This window comes from Ruminococcus sp. AF17-1AC (assembly GCF_003461385.1).
In the GTDB taxonomy this organism is placed as follows: domain Bacteria; phylum Bacillota; class Clostridia; order Oscillospirales; family Ruminococcaceae; genus Hominimerdicola; species Hominimerdicola aceti.
Genome location: NZ_QTWZ01000001.1, coordinates 318,427 through 337,273 on the forward strand (window position 1 = coordinate 318,427; position 18,847 = coordinate 337,273).

Below are 18,847 nucleotides of genomic sequence, written 5' to 3' on the forward strand. Positions count from 1 at the left end.
GGAGATTTCTGTAAAATGATTAATACATATGACGTGTTGGAAACGATACGAATGATACAGGACGATTGTCTTGATATTCGTACTATCACAATGGGCATTTCTCTGCTTGATTGTATCGACAGCGATATAAACGTTGCCTGCGAGAATGTCTATAAGAAGATAACCGCAAAAGCTGCAAGGCTTGTTGAGGTGGGCGAGCAGATAGAAAAGGAGCTTGGAATCCCGATCATAAATAAGAGAATTTCCGTTACCCCTATCGCTATCGTGTCTGCTGCCTGCAAGTGTTCACCTGTTCCATTTGCACACGCTATGGACAGAGCCGCAAAGGACGTTGGCGTAAACCTTATCGGTGGATATACAGCCCTCGTTCCAAAGGGCTTCTCCGCAGGCGATATCGAGCTTATCAAGTCTATCCCAGAGGCACTTGCTACTACTGAGAGAGTATGTTCCTCTGTAAATATCGGTTCAACAAAAACAGGTATCAATCTGGACGCCTGCAAAATGATGGGCGGCGTTGTAAGAGAGTGTGCAGAAAGAACAGTTGACTCTGCCTGCTTTGGCGCAGCAAAACTCGTTGTTTTCTGTAACGCAGTTGAGGATAACCCGTTCATGGCAGGTGCTTTCCACGGTGTTGGCGAGCCTGATTGCATGATAAACGTGGGCGTATCAGGTCCTGGCGTTGTAAGAGCCGCTTTGAGAAAATATCCTGACGCTGATATCACAAAGATATCCGACGTTATCAAGGAGATTTCATATAAGATAACAAGAGTAGGTCAGCTCGTTGGAACTATCGCTTCCAAGCGTCTTGGCGTTCCATTCGGTATCGTTGACCTTTCACTTGCACCAACTCCGGCAGTAGGCGACTCTGTTGCCCATATCCTCGAGGAAATAGGTCTTGAAAAGTGCGGTACACATGGCACAACAGCAGCCCTCGCCCTGCTCAATGACGCAGTTAAAAAGGGCGGCGTAATGGCTTGCTCAAGAATAGGCGGACTTTCAGGCGCATTTATCCCTGTTTCTGAGGATGCAGGCATGATAGATGCCGCAAAGAGCGGTGCGCTCTGCATTGAAAAGCTCGAAGCTATGACCGCTGTATGCTCAGTTGGTCTTGATATGATATGTATTCCGGGCGATACGCCAGCCGATACTATTTCCGCTATCATCGCAGATGAAGCTGCTATCGGTATGGTAAACAACAAGACCACCGCCGTAAGAGTTATCCCTGCTATTGGCAAGGGCGTTGGCGAAGAACTTGATTGGGGCGGACTTTTTGGCTGCGGACCTGTTATGCCGCTCAAAAAAGAGTCACCTTCCAAGTTCATCAATCGTGGCGGACAGATCCCTGCACCACTCCATTCTCTCAAAAACTAAATTTTCACGGCGGCAGAGCAATTCTGCCGCTGTTTTTGGTAAGGAGGAAAACAGATTGAAACGCTGTATGTTTGCAGACTTCACCTTTAAAATACCCTTTGAGGAGCGTATAAGACTTATAAAAGAGAACGGCTTTGACGGTGTAATGCTTGGCTTTTCTGACGGACTAAAATACACACAGTATGATATTATACGAAATTTTGGACTGGAAATAGAAAACGTCCATTCACAGTTTGACCGCATGAACGCCCTTTGGACAATATGCCAAGAGAGCGAATATATCCTCCAACGAACACTTGAATGTGTAAGAGTGTGCGGTGAAAACGGCGTAAAAACCATGATATGCCACCCCACTGACGGGCTTGTTCCACCCGAGGTATCTCGTTTCGGTATAGAGAATTTCGCCAAGATAATACAGTGCGGAGAAGAAAACGGCGTCGATATCGCCTTTGAGAATATCCAGCTCCCGCAGTTTCTTGACGTGCTTTTCGACCGGTTCGGCAGCCTCGATAACGTGAAATTTTGCTATGATACAGGTCATGAGAATTGCTTCTCAAAGAATACTGATTGCCTGACGAAGTTTGGAAGCAAGCTTGCCTGCCTGCATATCCACGATAACGACGGCAACACCGACGGACACATGATACCATTTGACGGCAACCTGAACTTTGAGAAATTTCTCAGAAAGCTCAAAAACCTCGGCCACCAGCTACCATTGTCATTAGAGCTTTATATGTCAAAGTCCACCATGTACCAAAATGCTGCACCTGACAGCTTTGTAAGACGTGCGGCAGAAGCGGAAGAACAGCTTGAAAAGCTTTACGATTCTATATAAGTACAAATTTCTGTACAGATAGGAGGACCTATGAAAACTCTTATAGATATGCACACCCACACAGGTTTTTCCCCAGATGGTGAGGGAACTGTCCAGCAGTCCATTCAAAGGGCGAAAGAACTTGGCTTGGCGGCATTTGCCATAACTGACCATTGCGATTGCAATTTTCGCTATAAAGCCGACCATTATGGTGACCCTGAAGCCCTGAAAGACGGCATGATGTACGGCTCGGGGGAGTATGCCCCCGCAAGCATAGTCGCCCAGTATGAAGCTTCACAGCATCTGGAGGGTTTAAATTTTCTCTGCGGAATAGAGCTTGGTCAGCCTTTGCAGGATATAGAATTTGCCGAGGAGATAGCCTCCGACAAGCGCCTTGATTTTATCATCGGCTCACATCATCAGAATAAAGGCAAGGACGATTTCTATTGGATAGAGTACAAAAATATGGACTTGCCGCAAATTTATGCTCTCCTTGACGACTATTTCAAAGAAATGCTTGAAATGTGCAAATGGGGCAGGTTCGATGTTTTAGGACACCTCACCTATCCTCTGCGATATATCCAGGGAGATTGCGGTATACAAATAGATCTTTCTCCATATGAGGATATTATCAGGGAAATTTTTTGTACACTTATCCAAAGAGGCAAGGGCATAGAGATAAATGTGTCGGGATTAAGGCAAAAATACGGCAAGCCCCTCCCTGACCTTGGCTATGTGAAACTCTACAAAGCCCTAGGCGGCGAGATATTGACCATAGGCTCAGACGCCCACTGCACCGCAGATATCGGCAGAGATATTTCCGCAGGCGTAGAAATGGCGCAGGCGGCAGGCTTTAAGTATCTGACCTATTTCAAAAAGCACGAGCCGAAGTTTATCAAGATATAAATATGATATCATATCAAAGCGCCGCAATTCTTGCTTTGCAGGGATAGGGCGTTTTGTTTTGCCGGTAACATTTAGCCCACCGATACATATAATTATATATAACTCTATCAGGCATAGTCCCACAGGAGGTATCCATATGAAAAAAACAGTTTTCCTCTGCGTCGGCGGTGACGCAAGACAAACATATACAGCTCAGACTCTCACTAAAATCGGCAGGGTCTATACTTACGGCATGGACGATAAAGGCGAGGACACTATCCCCCTCGCTCATCTCGATCAGCTCACCGAAAAGGCGGACGTTCTCGTACTTCCTCTCATGAAAGCTGACGGGCTGGATATCTCTTCTAGCCGTAATGTAAAGGTATCATGCAGTGACGTTTCAACGCATTTAAAGAAAAATGCACTCGTGGCAGGCGGTCTGCTCCGCCGTGATCAAATAGAATATTTCTCCTCTCTCGGCTTCGATGTTAAGGATTACTATAAGCGAGAGGAGCTTGTTATAAGAAATTGTATCCCCACGGCGGAGGGCGCTTTGCAAATAGCTATGCAGGAGCTTGCTGTCACCGTGAACGGTTCCACCGTCCTAGTTATTGGCTATGGCAGAGTAGCGAAAGCCTGCGCTAAGCTTTTTCGGGCTGTCGGCGCAGATGTGACTATATCCGCAAGAAAGCTTTCTGCGCTTGCAGAAGCCGAGGGCGCAGGATATAAGGCAGAACTTATCACAGCTCTTGCGGACAATATTTCGGAGTATACTATAATAATAAACACCGTCCCTGCCATGATACTTGATGAAAAGCTTTTGGGCGTAATGGATAAAAACTCTCTTATCATAGACCTTGCCTCCCGACCTGGCGGAGTAGATCATGAAACTGCCGCAAAGCTGAACAGGCGTGTGGTATGGGCATTGGGACTTCCAGCCAAAGCCGCACCTATGACTGCAGGAGAGATAATCGCCCGAACAGTCACGGACATTTTGAATGAAAGGGGAACAAAGAATGTCACTTGACGGCATACGAATAGGCTTTTGCATGACCGGCTCCTTCTGCACCTTTGAAAAGGCATTTGCCGCCGCAGAACGGCTTGTGCAGCAGGGCGCAAAGCTTGTGCCAATTATGTCTTTCAACGCCGCATCTATATCTACACGTTTTGGCACAGCGGAAGAAAACATCAAACGCCTTGAAACCATAGCAGGCCGCAAGGTCATACGCACCATAGAAGAAGCCGAGCCGATCGGACCGAAAAAGATGTGTGATATCATGGTAGCAGCACCCTGCACCTCAAACACGGCAGCAAAGCTTGCTCTTGGTTTGACGGACACTCCAGCCACCATGGCGGTAAAAAGTCACCTGAGAAATGCTCGTCCCGTGGTCATCGCCATATCGACAAATGACGCACTGGCAGGGTGTGCTAAAAACATAGGTTATCTGCAAAATCTGAGAAACTACTATTTCGTACCATATGCGCAGGACAACTGCGAAAAGAAGCCAAACTCCATAGTGGCTGAGTTTGAACTCATACCCGAAACTATTCAATCGGCTCTTGAAGGGATACAGCTTCAGCCTATCATAAGGGTAAAATAACCAAAAGCTCTCCGAAACGCTCGGGGAGCTTTTTGCATTCACACATCTCTGATAACCGCACCCCTACAGATATTCGGGCAAGTCCTGCCGCCGCAAAATCGCTTCGCTCGGTGCTTGGGGACAGCTATGCTAATTCCTCACTCCTCACTCCTCACTCCTCACTTAACCTCCGCCCTTGTGCAATCTGCTTTATAACAAGTCTAAACTTTGTTCACATTCACGAAAGAAATTTTTCTTTCCACCCTTGCTATTTATGTGAAAATAGTATATAATTATCTTATGCGGTTGATATATTTTGTGTAAATGATACATATAATTATACTGCATATCACATTAAGCCGTCCAACGGCATAGATTGGAGCGATCAACTTGAAAAAATACGACAGCACAAAAATAAAAAATATTGCTATTGCAGGTCAGGCAGGTTCTGGAAAGACCTCTCTGACTGAGGCACTGCTATATAAAAGCGGAGCTACTGACAGGCTCGGCAAGATAACTGACGGAAACACTGTTTCTGATTATACTCCTGATGAGATAAAGAGAAAATGTTCTGTTTACACATCTCTTTCTTCTTTGGAAACTGGCGAGTTCAAGGTAAATCTTCTTGATACTCCCGGTATGTTCGATTATGAGGGCGAAGCTGTTGAGGGCATTGCCGCAAGCGGTTGCGTACTCATCACTGTATCAGGTAAATCAGGCGTTCGTGTAGGTACTCACAAGGCTTATGACCTTGCAAAGAAAATGGGCAAGCCTACAATGTTCGTTGTAACAAAGCTTGATGACGATAACGCAAACTTCAATAACGTTCTTACTCAGCTCAAAGCAGAGTTCGGACCTACAGTTTGCCCTGTTGTTGTGCCTGTTATCGCAGACAGAAAGATAGTTTCTTATGTAAATCTCATTGAGATGAAAGCATATAAGTATGAAGACGGCAAGGCAGTTGAAACTGATATGCCTACAGCTGATGTATCAGAGAAAATGGGTTATCGTATCGACGGACTTATCGAAGCCGTGTCCGAAGCCGTTGCAGAAACTGACGAGGCGCTTTTTGAAAAGTTCTTCTCAGGCGAAGCATTCACACAGAAAGAGCTTATCGACGGAATACATAGCGGCATGAACTCAGGCATTATAACTCCTGTTACCTGCGTTTCTTCCACAGACCTCTCAGGTGTTGATATGCTCCTTAAGGAGATAGACCTACTGCTCCCTCCTCCGTCAGAAAAGGACGCTATGATAGGCGAAACAGCAGACGGCGAAGCTGTTGAGGTCGCTTGCGTTGAAAGCGACCCTATGAGCGCATTTGTATTCAAGACAGTTGCTGACCCATTTGTTGGCAAGATGTCATACATAAAGGTATTTTCAGGAAAGCTTACACCTAACAAGGAGGTTGTGAACGCTACCACAGGAAGCACCGAAAAGGTCGGAAAGCTTGTTACGCTTCAGGGCAAAAAGCAGATAGACGTTGCCGAAGCAGGCTGTGGAGATATCGTTGTGGCAATGAAGATGAACGTGAACACCAACGATACTATCTGTGACTCCGCAAGAGTTGTTAAGTTTGCACAGCTCACATTCCCTAAACCATGCTACAAAATGGCAGTAAGAGCTAAAAAGCAGGGCGATGAAAGCAAGATATCCGCCGCAATGACAAGACTTATGGAAGAAGACCTTACTATAGATTACAAGCTCGACCCGTCAACAAACGAAATGATACTCAGCACCTTGGGCGGACTTCACCTTGATTCAGTTGTGGGCAGACTTGCAGGAACATTCGGCGTTGAAGTAGAAACTTCTGTGCCTAAGATCTCCTATCGTGAAACTATCAGAAAGAAAGTCAAGGTGCAGGGCAGACATAAGAAGCAGTCAGGCGGTCACGGTCAGTATGGTGACGTTTGGATAGAATTTGAGCCATGCGTATCTGACGACCTTGTATTTGAAGAAAAGGTGTTTGGCGGAGCAGTTCCAAAGAACTTCTTCCCAGCCGTAGAAAAGGGCTTGCAGGAAAGCGTAAAGAAAGGCGTTCTCGCAGGTTTCCCTGTAGTAGGTCTGAAAGCTATCCTTGTGGACGGCTCATATCACCCTGTTGACAGCTCAGAAATGGCATTCAAAATGGCAGCTTCTATCGCATACAAAGAGGGTATGCGTCAGGCAGAGCCTGTTCTCCTCGAACCGATCGGCTCTTTGAGCGTTTTCGTACCTGATGATAACACTGGCGACATGATGGGCGAGCTCAACAAGAGAAGAGGCAGAGTTCTGGGCATGAATCCTGCGGAAAAGAAGGGTATGACCGAGATAGTTGCCGAAGTTCCAATGGCTGAAATGGCAGACTTCACACTGCTTCTGAGACAAATGACACAGGGTCAGGGCGTGTTCACCTTTGAAAAAGCACGTTACGAGCCGCTCCCTGCAAATCTTGTTGCAGACGTTATCGCAAAGAACGCAGTGGCAGATTGATTTTTGGGGATATAAGATAGATTTTTTTAGGGATGATTATAGAATTGTGATAAGGACAGTACGGGAATGTTTCGGGCGTTCCCGTACTTTTTTGCACAAAAAAACAGACGGAATAAAAACCGTCTGCAATTATCATATGTATTTGAATACACCATAGTAGGGGCGAACAGTGTTCGCCCGTTTCCTGTCAGCTTTTATGTGACGCACATATCACCCATTCCAATATTTTCTGTCGAGGCTTCGATACTGAACAGCCATTGCGATATGCTTTTTGTCTATGACCTTTGCACCGTCCATATCCGCAACAGTTCGTGCGACTTTAAGTATGCGGTCATAGGCTCTTGCTGAAAGACCCAGCCTGTCAAAAACGTTCTCCAAAAGCTTTGAAGCCTCATCTGTCACAGGGCAGACCTCGTGAAGAATATCAGAGGTTATTCGTGCGTTGCAGGTTATGCTAGTGCCTTTGAAACGCCCGTTTTGTATGTCACGGGCTTTTTGAACACGCTCTCTTATGGACGCTGATGACTCCTCTTTGGCAGTGGAAGAAAGATCTGCAAACTCAACAGGTGCGACCTCCAAATGAATGTCAAAACGGTCGAGAAGTGGTCCGCTGACTTTGGAAAGATAGCTTGAAACTTGTTTCGGAGAGCATATGCACTTTCTTGTAGGATGACCAAAATATCCGCATGGACAAGGATTCATTGCAGCGATAAGCATGAACGAACATGGGTATGTTATCGACCCTGACACTCTGGATATGGTCACCTGCCTGTCCTCCAAAGGCTGACGTAAGATCTCAAGGGCAGGTCGAGAAAACTCTGCAAGCTCGTCAAGAAAAAGCAAGCCGTTATGTGCAAGGGATATCTCACCGGGCTTTGGCACAGAGCCTCCGCCTGAAAGTCCTGCCGGTGAAACTGTATGATGCGGTGAACGGAAAGGTCTGGTGGTGATAAGAGGACTGTTGCTGTCCAAAAGTCCTGCCACAGAATGGATATTTGTGGTTTCTATGGACTCCTCAAAGGTCATTGCAGGAAGTATCGACGGCATACGTTTTGCAAGCATTGATTTTCCTGAGCCGGGCGAACCTACCATAAGAACGTTGTGACCGCCTGCCGCTGCGACCTCCAATGCTTTTTTTGCCGCTGATTGTCCTTTTACGTCGGCAAAATCAAGACTTCCGAAATAGCTTTCAGCGGTTGGCTTATAGTGTGCCGCAGGAACTATTGTCGCCTTTTTCTCAAAGTGAAAAACAAGCTCCCTCAAAGACCTTACGCCATAGGCTTTTATACCCTCCACAACGGAAGCTTCACGAACATTGTCGGCAGGAACATATATCTCAGAAAGTCCCATTTTCTGCGCCATTATGGTCATAGGCAAAACGCCCTGAACAGGTCTTACTTCTCCGCTGAGAGAAAGTTCGCCGATAAAAGCGGAGGTGGAAAGCATACTGTCATCAACAAGGTCAGCCATTCGCAAGAGTGCAACTGCCACGGCTAAGTCATAGACCGAGCCTGTTTTTCTCACATCGGCAGGTGCAAGATTTATGATTATTTTTCTCAGAGGCAATGTTATCTCGCTTGAACGCAGTGCAGAACGCACACGTTCACGGCTTTCTTTTACAGATGCGTCCGCAAGCCCCACGATATCGAAAGAGGGCAGACCCTTTGAAGCTTCTATCTCCACCTTGACCGCAAAGGCGTTAAGCCCCAGCAGACCTACACTGTTTATTACAGCAAACACGTTGACTTCTCTCCCTTACGTCTTAATCTGAACACATCTCAGAGCTTATGATATCGAGCAGAAAATCTGCAATATCATTATACACTTCACGGCGGTTGGTTTCGTTCACAAGCTCGTGACGTGCATTTTCGTATATCTTCATCTCAACGTCACAGCCGTTGAGGGACAGCCTGTTGAACACGTTTAGTACGCCTTTTCCGTAGTTTCCCACAGGGTCGGCACTGCCTGCTATAAGATAGGTAGGCAAAGTTTTCGGATAGGTGGAGAACCACTTTTCATTTGAAACATACCACAAAAGCTTTGCAAGATTTTCAAAGCCGTTCAGGGTGAAAATAAAGTTGCATTTAGGGTCTTTTTCGTAGGTGGAAACTATTTCAGGGTCACGGGATATCCAATCATATTCGCTGACCTTATCGGTAATTTTTCTTGTATAAGCACCGAAAGCAAGCTTATTTACAGCGTTGCTCCTGTATTTGTCGCCATGGAGTATTTTCAGGCTGTCAACAAGGGTGAGTAAAGCAGGGATACCCTCCATGCCGCCGCTTGTTCCGCAGAAGATAGCCGCTGTGAGGTTTCTGCCATGCTTGGTTACAAAAGCTCTTGCAAGGAAGCTTCCCATGCTGTGGCCGAGAAGAAAATACGGCTTGTCAGGGTAGTTGTGTTTCATCATTTTTGTGAGAGTATACATATCCTCGACAGCGTTTTCCCAGCCATGTTCAGGGGAGAAGTAGCCAAGCTCGGAATTATCGTTCACACTGTCGCCATGACCGAGGTGGTCGTTTCCGCATACTGCGAAGCCTAAGCCTGTGAGGAACTCAGCGAGGTCGTCATAACGGCTGAAATATTCGCACATACCGTGGGATATCTGAACGACACCTCTTACTGTGCCGATAGGGAAACGAACGTAATATGCGATCTTATGAAGTCCGTCAGAGGACGGATAGTAGCTTTTGAAATGAGTACAATTCATAGAAATTTACCTCCTTGGGGTTATGATTTCGTGCAATTTTACTTATCAATAGTATAGCACTTTTTGGGGGAATAATCAAGGGGAAGTTTTTAATAGGAGCGGAGTTTAAGTGAGGAGTGAGGAATGAGGAATGAGAAATGAGGAATGGGCAAAGCAGACCAAAGTAAATTGCAAGCATAAAGTAAAATAAAGCACCGAGCGAAGCGAGCAAAAGGTCCAGGGACACGTCCCTGGTCAGGGTCAGGGGGTGAAACCCCTTGTGGGTACAGGGCAAAGCCCCTAGCGGAGTATGAGGCAGAGCCTCATTCGGCGCAAGCCGACAAGGTGCAGATTGTAGTATCAAAAGCATATAGAAGTCAAATATCAGATAAAAGTGATATCGGAGTATAAAATCTGCACCGCCTTTCTATCCCATAGCAAAACGTAGATACGCAAAGAGCGGAGCGATTTTGCGGCAAGATAAACTATCCCGAATATATGTAGGGGTTGTCATGGTTTGTGGGATAAACAATAATGCAATGCGAAACGTTGAGGGATCGGGACGTCGAGGGCGCCGTCCCCTACATGGTTTGTGAAAACATAAATGTTATTGGGGATAACACACATTGTTGACGTATGTTGTACGGATAACGCAAGGTTTGTCGGGCGAACGCTGTTCGCCCCTACAGATTTGTTGCCGTAATTTTATGAGTGTGTCCGAATTTTTTTATTTGATTTTCAAGTTGCGTTCGGGGTGTGACATTGTGTATTAAGCCCTTGGTTGCGTATACACAAAATACCGCAATGCACACCCACGCTTTGACACAAGTTCTCTACAGCCTGTTCCAGAAACGCACCTCGGTTTCACTAAGTCGCAGGGCTTGCACGTGCCCGCAAGTATCAAAACGCTTTCTACTTATCCCCGAAAAGCACCCCTTTTGTTGCATGAAAAATGCAACAATTGCAGAAATGTTGCCAAATTAAAATATAAATCATTTGTTTGCACAATTTGTTAAGTGATTTTTTGTTGGATATGACAAGTAAATCGGATTTATTATGTAATGGCAGACAAGTTGATGCAGATAGTGATGAAATAAAGGGTAGGTTAGGGCGGAGGTAATGAGGCGGAGGGTGATAAAAGCAGGTGAGTAAATGAAAAATTTACGATTTGATAACACATTGGTAATAGTAGAAGTTTCTGCGTCGAATTGTGCGATTTTTGTTCAAATCGGAGAAAATAGGAAAATCAGCGAGATGTGTAAGCTAAAATGCTTGACAAGGGCTTGCTAATATTATATAATAGTATACTGTATCATAATGGAGTTTTCCACCTATTTCATGTGTTTTTGAGTGCATAAAATCATGGAAAACACCGCCAAAACCACTGGCGAATACGATTGTTATATAGTATTATATAAATGTATTTTCCAAATAAATTAAGGAGTGATTGAGCCTATGGTGAATGTCAAGGACGTAAAACTTGGTAAGAACACGAGAAAGAGCTTTGCCAAGATCAATGAGGTTCTGGAGATGCCTAACCTTATTGAAGTGCAGAAGAACTCTTATCAGTGGTTCCTCGATGAAGGTCTGAAGGAGGTCTTCAGAGATGTTTCAGCTATTACTGATTATAATGGTACGCTGGAGCTGACTTTTGTTGGATACCATTTCGACGAAGAGGCTAAGTATTCTGTTGCAGAGTGCAAGGCGAGAGATGTAACTTATGCAGTGCCACTGAGAGTTACTGCAAGACTTAACAATACCGAGACCGGCGAGATCAAGGAGTCCGAGGTATTTATGGGTGACTTCCCTAAAATGACCGACAGCGGAACTTTTGTTATCAACGGTGCAGAGCGTGTTATCGTTTCTCAGTTGGTGCGTTCACCAGGTGTTTATTACGCTTTTGATAAGGACAAGACCGGTAAGGATCTTTTCAAGACAACTGTTATCCCTAACAGAGGTGCTTGGCTTGAATATGAAATGGATTCTAACGACGTGGTTTATGTCAGAATCGATAAAAACAGAAAGATCCCTCTTACTACTTTCCTGAGATCGCTCGGTATTGGTACTAACGAGGAGATCGAGGAAGTTTTCGGCCCTGATGAAAGACTTACTCAGACTATCATGCAGAAGGATCAGACTGCTAACAGAGAGGAAGCTCTTCTTGAAGTTTACAAGAAGCTCCGTCCGGGCGAGCCTCCTACAGTAGATTCTGCTGTTACTCACCTGAACAACCTGTTCTTTGACGCTAAGAGATATGATCTTTCAAGATTTGGCAGATATAAGTACAACAAGAAGCTTGGCGTTGGTTCAAGACTTTCAGGTCACAGACTTTCAAGACCTGTTGTAAATCCTATGACAGGCGAGGTAATGGCTGAGGCAGGCGATCTTATCAGCTTTGATAAGGCTATGGAGATCGAGACCGCAGGTGTTATGGAGGCTTACGTTGACGTTGAGGTAAAGGAGCATCTTACTTCCGCAACGGGCGAGGCTGTTACAAAGCTTGAAGAGTGCGAAGTTAAGATCATAGGCAACGGCATGGTAGACATCAACGCTTATGTTGATTTTGACTGCACTGAGCTTGGCATCAACGAAAAGGTATCTTTCAAGGCTCTCAAGGAAATTCTTGAGGATTCTGAGAATGAGGAAGAGCTTAAGGAGAACATCAAACTTAAGGCTGACGACCTCGTTCCAAAGCATATCACTATCGATGATATTATCGCTACGGTTTCTTACTTCCTCAACCTTTGCGAGGGCGTTGGTACTGTTGACGATATCGACCATCTTGGCAACAGAAGAATCCGTTCAGTAGGCGAGCTTCTTCAGAACCAGTTCAGGATCGGTTTCACAAGAATGGAAAGAGTTATCCGTGAGAGAATGAACATTCAGTCACAGGGCACCGAGGTCGTTACTCCTACAGCTCTTATCAATATAAGACCTATCACTGCGGCTATCAGAGAGTTCTTCGGTTCTTCTCCACTGTCACAGTTCATGGATCAGAACAACCCTCTGGCTGAGCTTACTCATAAGAGAAGACTTTCAGCCCTCGGCCCTGGCGGTCTTTCAAGAGACCGTGCCGGATTTGAGGTCCGTGACGTTCACTATACTCACTACGGCAGAATGTGTCCTATCGAGACGCCTGAAGGTCCTAACATCGGACTTATCTCTTACCTTGCTTCTTTCGCAAGGATAAACGAGTACGGCTTTATCGAAGCTCCTTACAGACGTGTTGACAAGGAAACAGGCGTTGTAACTGACGAAGTTGTTTATATGACGGCTGACGTTGAAGATAATTACATGGTCGCTCAGGCAAACGAGCCTCTTACTGAGGATAACAAGTTTGCCAGACCTAAGGTAAACGGCAGATACAGAGATCAGATCCTCGAGATAGAGAGAGAGAAGATCGACTTCATGGACGTTTCACCTAAAATGGTAGTTTCTGTCGCTACTGCTTGTATCCCGTTCCTTGAGAACGATGACGCTAACCGTGCACTCATGGGTTCAAACATGCAGAGACAGGCTGTGCCGCTGCTCAAGACTGAGTCTCCTATCGTTGGTACAGGTATGGAGTACAAGGCTTGTCTTGATTCAGGCGTTGCTGTTGTTTCTAAGAACGCAGGTGTTGTTGAGAGCGTTGACGCTGACAAGATCGTTATCCGTGAGGACAGCGGTATGCTCAGAACTTATGAGCTGACTAAGTTCAAGCGTTCAAACGCAGGTACTTGCACGAACCAGAGACCTATCGTCAATAAGGGCGAGAGAATTGAAGCTAATCAGATAATCGGTGACGGCCCTGCTACTTCAAACGGCGAGCTTTCACTTGGTAAGAACGCTCTTATCGGCTTCATGACTTGGGAAGGTTACAACTACGAGGACGCCGTTCTTCTTAACGAAAACCTTGTAAAGCAGGATAAGTATACTTCTATTCATATTGAAGAATATGAGACAGAAGCCAGAGATACAAAGCTCGGACCTGAGGAGATCACAAGAGATATCCCTAACGTTGGTGAGGACGCTCTCAAGGATCTGGACGAGAACGGTATCATCAGAATAGGCGCAGAGGTTCGCTCAGGAGATATACTTGTTGGTAAGGTAACACCTAAGGGTGAAACTGAGCTGACAGCAGAAGAAAGACTTCTGAGAGCTATCTTCGGCGAAAAGGCTAGAGAAGTTAGAGATAATTCTCTTAAGGTACCTCACGGCGAGGCCGGTACTATCATTGACGTTAAGATATTCACAAGAGAGAACTGCGACGAGCTTTCTCCTGGAGTAAATATGCTCGTCAGATGCTACATCGCACAGAAGAGAAAGATCTCTGTGGGCGATAAGATGGCGGGTCGTCACGGTAACAAGGGTGTCGTTTCAAGAATACTCCCACAGGAGGATATGCCATTCCTTGAGGACGGTACTCCGCTTGATATCTGTCTTAACCCATTGGGCGTACCTTCTCGTATGAACATCGGTCAGGTGCTTGAGGTTCATCTTGGTATGGCGGCAAAGGCTCTTGGCTGGAAGATAATGACCCCTGTATTCGACGGTGCTCACGAGGCAGACATCAGAGAATGCTTCAAAATGGCTCAGCAGAATTATCTGGAGCATAAGGACGATGAGTTCACTCTCCACACAATGGACGAGGTCATCAACCCTAACGCTCTGAGCATGAGCGAGGACGGCAAGTTCACTGTTTATGACGGAAGAACAGGCGAGAAGTTCGATAACAGAGTTACAGTCGGTTATATGTACTACCTGAAGCTCCACCACCTCGTAGACGATAAGATACACGCACGTTCAGTTGGTCCTTACTCACTGGTAACACAGCAGCCACTCGGCGGTAAGGCTCAGTTCGGTGGTCAGAGATTCGGAGAAATGGAAGTTTGGGCGCTCGAAGCTTACGGTGCTGCTTACACACTTCAGGAGATCCTTACGGTTAAGTCTGACGATACTGTGGGAAGAGTCAAGACATACGAGGCTATCGTTAAGGGACAGAATGTTCCTAAGCCTGGTGTTCCTGAGGCGTTCAAGGTACTTGTTAAGGAGCTTCAGTCACTTGGTCTGGATCTCAAGGTACTCAACATCAATAACGAGGAAATAGATCTTAAGCAGTCGTTTGACGAGGACGAGGAGCTTGTTCCACAGCCTGCTATCGAAGATCATATCGATTTCGGCGTTGACGAGGGCGATCTCGACGAGGGCTTCATGGCTGAAGACGAGAACGGCACTTCCGAACTGGAGGGCAGCGCAGCTTCCGACGAGTCTGATCTGTTCCTTAATGACGGTGAATAATTTTGCACAGTAACTAAATAAGCTGAGGTCAAAGGGCGGAAGGCTCCGCCCCTGCGACCGTTTCATATAGAAGTCGGCTGTTGCCGTGCTTCAAACTAAACAGGAAGAGGGTACTGCTGTTGGAATTCAATGAGTTTGCATCAATCAAGATCGGTCTTGCTTCGCCTCAGAAGATCCGTGAGTGGTCTTACGGCGTTGTTACCAGACCTGAAACAATAAACTATCGTACTCAGAAGCCGGAAAAGGACGGATTGTTCTGCGAAAAGATATTCGGACCTTCAAAGGACTGGGAGTGTCACTGCGGTAAATATAAGAAAATTCGCTTTAAAGGCAAAGTCTGCGAGCGCTGCGGCGTTGAGGTAACAAGAGCCAAGGTTCGTAGAGAGAGAATGGGTCACATCGAGCTTGCTGCACCTGTTTCTCACATTTGGTATTTCAAGGGAACTCCGTCAAGAATAGGACAGATGCTTGAAATATCACAGAAAAGACTTGAAGAAGTTCTTTACTTCACAAAATACATCGTTATAGATCCAGGTAACACTGAGCTTATCAAGGGTCAGCTCCTTACTGAAAAGGATTATAGCGAAATGCAGGAAAAGTATGACGAGGACGAGTTCAGAGCCGGCATGGGCGCTGAGGCTATCAAGGAGCTTCTTGAAGAGATCGACCTCGATAAGCTTTCAGAAGAGCTTAAAACTGAGCTGAAGGATCTTCCTGCAGGTCAGAAGCGTATCAAGCTTCTGAAAAGACTGGAGATCGTTGAGGCTTTCAGAACATCAGGCAACAGACCTGAGTGGATGATACTGGAGGCTATACCTGTTATACCACCTGATATCAGACCTATGGTACTGCTGGACGGCGGAAGGTACGCAACCAGCGACCTTAATGACCTTTACAGACGTGTTATCAACAGAAATAACCGTCTTAAGAAAATGCTGGAGCTTGAAGCACCTGACATCATCGTTAGAAACGAAAAGAGAATGCTTCAGGAAGCTGTTGACGCACTTATCGACAACGGCAGACACGGCAGACCTGTTACAGGTCCTAACAACAGAGCATACAAGTCACTTTCAGATATGCTCAAAGGTAAGCAGGGACGTTTCAGACAGAACCTTCTTGGTAAGCGTGTTGACTATTCAGGACGTTCTGTTATCGTCGTAGGCCCTGAGCTTAAGATGTATCAGTGCGGTCTGCCAAAGGAAATGGCTCTTGAGCTGTTCAAGCCTTTCGTTATGAAAAGACTTGTTGACACCAATCCTACTATCAACATCAAATCTGCAAGGAAAAAGGTAGACAGAGCTGAGCCTGAGGTTTGGGACGCACTTGAAAACGTTATTCAGGGTCACCCTGTAATGCTCAACCGTGCTCCTACACTTCACAGACTTGGTATTCAGGCATTCGAGCCTATCCTTGTAGAGGGCAGAGCTATCAAGCTTCACCCACTGGTTTGTACAGCGTTCAACGCTGACTTCGACGGCGACCAGATGGCTGTTCATCTGCCGATCTCAGCAGAGGCTCAGGCTGAGGCAAGATTCCTTATGCTGGCTGCCAACAACCTGTTGAAGCCTTCAGACGGACGCCCTGTTGCAGTTCCTACACAGGATATGATACTTGGTTCTTACTACCTGACACTGAAGAAGGACGGCGAGCCTGGCGAGGGCAAGGTGTTCAGAGATGTGAACGAGGCTCTTATGGCTTACGATCAGCACATCGTTTCACTTCATGCTGCTATCAAGGTAAGGATAACCAAACAGATAGGCGACAAGCAGGTATCAAAGGTGATAGACGCTACAGTCGGAAGACTTATCTTCAACTCTATCATTCCTCAGAACCTTGGCTTTGTTGACAGAACAAATTCAGAAAAGCAGTTCGATCTTGAGATAAGCTTCCTTGTAAAGAAGAAGCAGCTTTCTGATATCATTGATAAATGTATCCAGAAGCACGGTACTACTACTACTTCCGAAGTTCTCGACAACATCAAGAGCCTTGGTTATAAGTATTCTACAAAGTCTGCTATCACAGTTGCGGTATGCGACGCTTCTATCCCTGAGGCTAAGAAGGATATCCTTGCAAAGGCTGACGGACTTGTTGACAAGATAGACAAGCAGTATAAGAGAGGTTATATTTCAAGAGAAGAGAAGTCAAAGAAGTTCATCGAGATCTGGAACAACGCTACAGACGAAGTTACAGAGGCTCTGAAAGCTAACCTTGACCCATATAACCCAATCAACATGATGGCTGACTCAGGTGCCCGTGGTTCTATCAACCAGATAAGACAGCTGGCAGGTATGCGTGGACTTATCGCCAACACATCAGGTTCAACTATCGAGATGCCTATCAGAGCTAACTACCGTGAGGGTCTTAACATTCTGGAATACTTCATTTCTTCCAGAGGTGCGAGAAAGGGACTTGCCGATACAGCTCTGCGTACTGCTGACTCAGGTTACCTTACAAGACGTCTTGTTGACGTTTCTCAGGACGTTATCATTCGTCAGGAGGATTGCGGTACTCACGTTGGTATCGAGATATTCGACATAAAGAACGGAAACGAAATGATCGAGCCTCTCAGCGAGAGACTTGTGGGCAGATATCTTGTTGAGGATCTTAAGGATCCTAAGACAGGCGAGATGATATGCTCAAGAAACAAGCTTATCAACGTTCATGACGCTGAAAGAATAGTTGCTGCACTCGAAGCTGAGGGCAAGGATTCTATCTCTATCAGATCAGTTCTTCAGTGTCAGGCTAAGCATGGCGTTTGTGCTAAGTGCTACGGTGCCAACCTTGCAAACGGAAATATCGTTCAGGTCGGTGAGGCTGTCGGCGTAATCTCCGCTCAGTCTATCGGTGAGCCTGGTACACAGCTTACAATGAGAACCTTCCACACAGGTGGTATCGCTTCTGCGGAAGATATCACACAGGGTCTTCCTAGAGTCGAGGAACTGTTTGAGAGCAGACGTCCAAAGGGTGCTGCTATCATCACAAGGATCGACGGCGTAGTTAGGATCGAGGAGGTCAAGAAGACCAAGCAGATCACTGTTACAAGCGAGGACACTGAAAATCCTGAGCAGGAGTCTTATGCTATTCCATACGGCTACAAGATAAGAGTTCGTGAGGGACAGGCTGTTACAGCCGGTGAGCCACTCACAGAGGGTTCTATCAATCCTGCTGATATCCTTGCAGTTAATGGTCCTAAGGCTGTTCAGAACTACATCATCACCGAAGTTCAGAAGGTTTACCGTCTGCAGGGTGTTGATATCAACGATAAGCACATCGAAGTTATCGTTCGTCAGATGATGAGAAAGGTCAAGATCGACGACTCCGGTTCAAGCTATCTGCTCCCTGGTTCACTTATCGACAGAGGAGAGGTCGCAAGACTCAACGAGGAGATACAGGCTCAGATCGACGCTGGCGACGAGAACGCAAGACTTATCACAACTGTTCCTGTTCTTCAGGGTATCACAAAGGCTTCAAGCTACTCGGATTCATTCCTGTCGGCTGCTTCATTCCAGGAGACAACTAAGGCTCTTACAGACGCAGCTATCAGAGGCAAGACCGATAAGCTCATGGGTCTTAAGGAAAATGTTATTATCGGTAAGCTCATTCCTGCCGGCACCGGTATGGACGTTTACAACAACGTTCAGGTGGTCAAGAATGAGAGTGCGGCTAACCATAACACCGCAGAAACACCGTTGTACTAATGACTTTTATATCAGCCTGCATGGTTCATTCATGCGGGCTGATTTTTTTATTTTGTAT

10 protein-coding genes are annotated in these 18,847 nt (G+C 46.1%); 8 read left to right on the forward strand and 2 right to left on the reverse strand.

Annotation, left to right across the window (positions count from 1 at the left end; genetic code table 11):
• Positions 1–15: 15 nt before the first annotated feature.
• From DWW81_RS01365 to DWW81_RS01390, 6 genes are all read left to right on the forward strand, one after another.
• Complete coding sequence (locus DWW81_RS01365) at positions 16–1,371, forward strand: PFL family protein (RefSeq protein WP_022286600.1); 1,356 nt, start codon at positions 16–18, stop codon at positions 1,369–1,371.
• 55 nt (positions 1,372–1,426) lie between these two features.
• Entirely contained in the window at positions 1,427–2,206 is a 780-nt protein-coding gene (locus DWW81_RS01370; RefSeq protein WP_117896447.1) for a sugar phosphate isomerase/epimerase family protein, read from the forward strand.
• A gap of 30 nt (positions 2,207–2,236) precedes the next feature.
• Complete coding sequence (locus DWW81_RS01375; RefSeq protein WP_242989538.1) at positions 2,237–3,091, forward strand: histidinol-phosphatase HisJ family protein; 855 nt, start codon at positions 2,237–2,239, stop codon at positions 3,089–3,091.
• Between the two features lie 136 nt (positions 3,092–3,227).
• Complete coding sequence (locus DWW81_RS01380; protein WP_117896449.1) at positions 3,228–4,097, forward strand: dipicolinate synthase subunit DpsA; 870 nt, start codon at positions 3,228–3,230, stop codon at positions 4,095–4,097.
• The gene (locus DWW81_RS01385; protein WP_117896450.1) at positions 4,069–4,671 is read left to right on the forward strand and encodes a dipicolinate synthase subunit B; all 603 of its coding nucleotides are present in this window, start codon (positions 4,069–4,071) and stop codon (positions 4,669–4,671) included. The genes DWW81_RS01380 and DWW81_RS01385 overlap by 29 nt, the downstream gene beginning before the upstream one ends.
• Positions 4,672–5,040: 369 nt before the next feature.
• Positions 5,041–7,122: an elongation factor G gene (locus DWW81_RS01390; RefSeq protein WP_117896451.1), complete on the forward strand. Its 2,082-nt coding sequence runs from the start codon at positions 5,041–5,043 to the stop codon at positions 7,120–7,122.
• 210 nt (positions 7,123–7,332) lie between these two features.
• Here DWW81_RS01390 and DWW81_RS01395 read toward each other — a convergent pair whose 3' ends face one another.
• Together DWW81_RS01395 and DWW81_RS01400 are read right to left on the reverse strand one after the other, a co-directional pair.
• Positions 7,333–8,862, reverse strand: coding sequence for a YifB family Mg chelatase-like AAA ATPase (locus tag DWW81_RS01395; RefSeq protein ID WP_117896452.1), 1,530 nt, complete (start codon positions 8,860–8,862; stop codon positions 7,333–7,335).
• Between the two features lie 22 nt (positions 8,863–8,884).
• Positions 8,885–9,832 (reverse strand): alpha/beta hydrolase, encoded by a 948-nt coding sequence (locus tag DWW81_RS01400; protein ID WP_117896453.1) that lies wholly within the window; start codon positions 9,830–9,832, stop codon positions 8,885–8,887.
• A gap of 1,434 nt (positions 9,833–11,266) precedes the next feature.
• Here DWW81_RS01400 and rpoB point away from each other — a divergent pair.
• Together rpoB and rpoC are read left to right on the forward strand one after the other, a co-directional pair.
• On the forward strand, positions 11,267–15,091 hold the full coding sequence (gene rpoB, locus DWW81_RS01405; protein ID WP_117858490.1) for a DNA-directed RNA polymerase subunit beta: 3,825 nt from the start codon (positions 11,267–11,269) through the stop codon (positions 15,089–15,091).
• Positions 15,092–15,210: 119 nt separating this feature from the next.
• Positions 15,211–18,789, forward strand: a complete 3,579-nt coding sequence (gene rpoC / locus DWW81_RS01410) for a DNA-directed RNA polymerase subunit beta' (protein ID WP_117896454.1) — start codon at positions 15,211–15,213, stop codon at positions 18,787–18,789.
• Positions 18,790–18,847 lie beyond the last annotated feature (58 nt).

Bases quoted from the DNA above. Each gene is read 5' to 3' on its own strand.
- rpoB (WP_117858490.1), top strand. From the start codon at position 11,267: ATGGTGAATGTCAAGGACGTAAAACTTGGTAAGAACACGAGAAAGAGC.
- DWW81_RS01380 (WP_117896449.1), top strand. From the start codon at position 3,228: ATGAAAAAAACAGTTTTCCTCTGCGTCGGCGGTGACGCAAGACAAACA.
- DWW81_RS01375 (WP_242989538.1), top strand. From the start codon at position 2,237: ATGAAAACTCTTATAGATATGCACACCCACACAGGTTTTTCCCCAGAT.
- DWW81_RS01365 (WP_022286600.1), top strand. From the start codon at position 16: ATGATTAATACATATGACGTGTTGGAAACGATACGAATGATACAGGAC.
- DWW81_RS01400 (WP_117896453.1), bottom strand. From the start codon at position 9,832: ATGAATTGTACTCATTTCAAAAGCTACTATCCGTCCTCTGACGGACTT.
- DWW81_RS01385 (WP_117896450.1), top strand. From the start codon at position 4,069: ATGAAAGGGGAACAAAGAATGTCACTTGACGGCATACGAATAGGCTTT.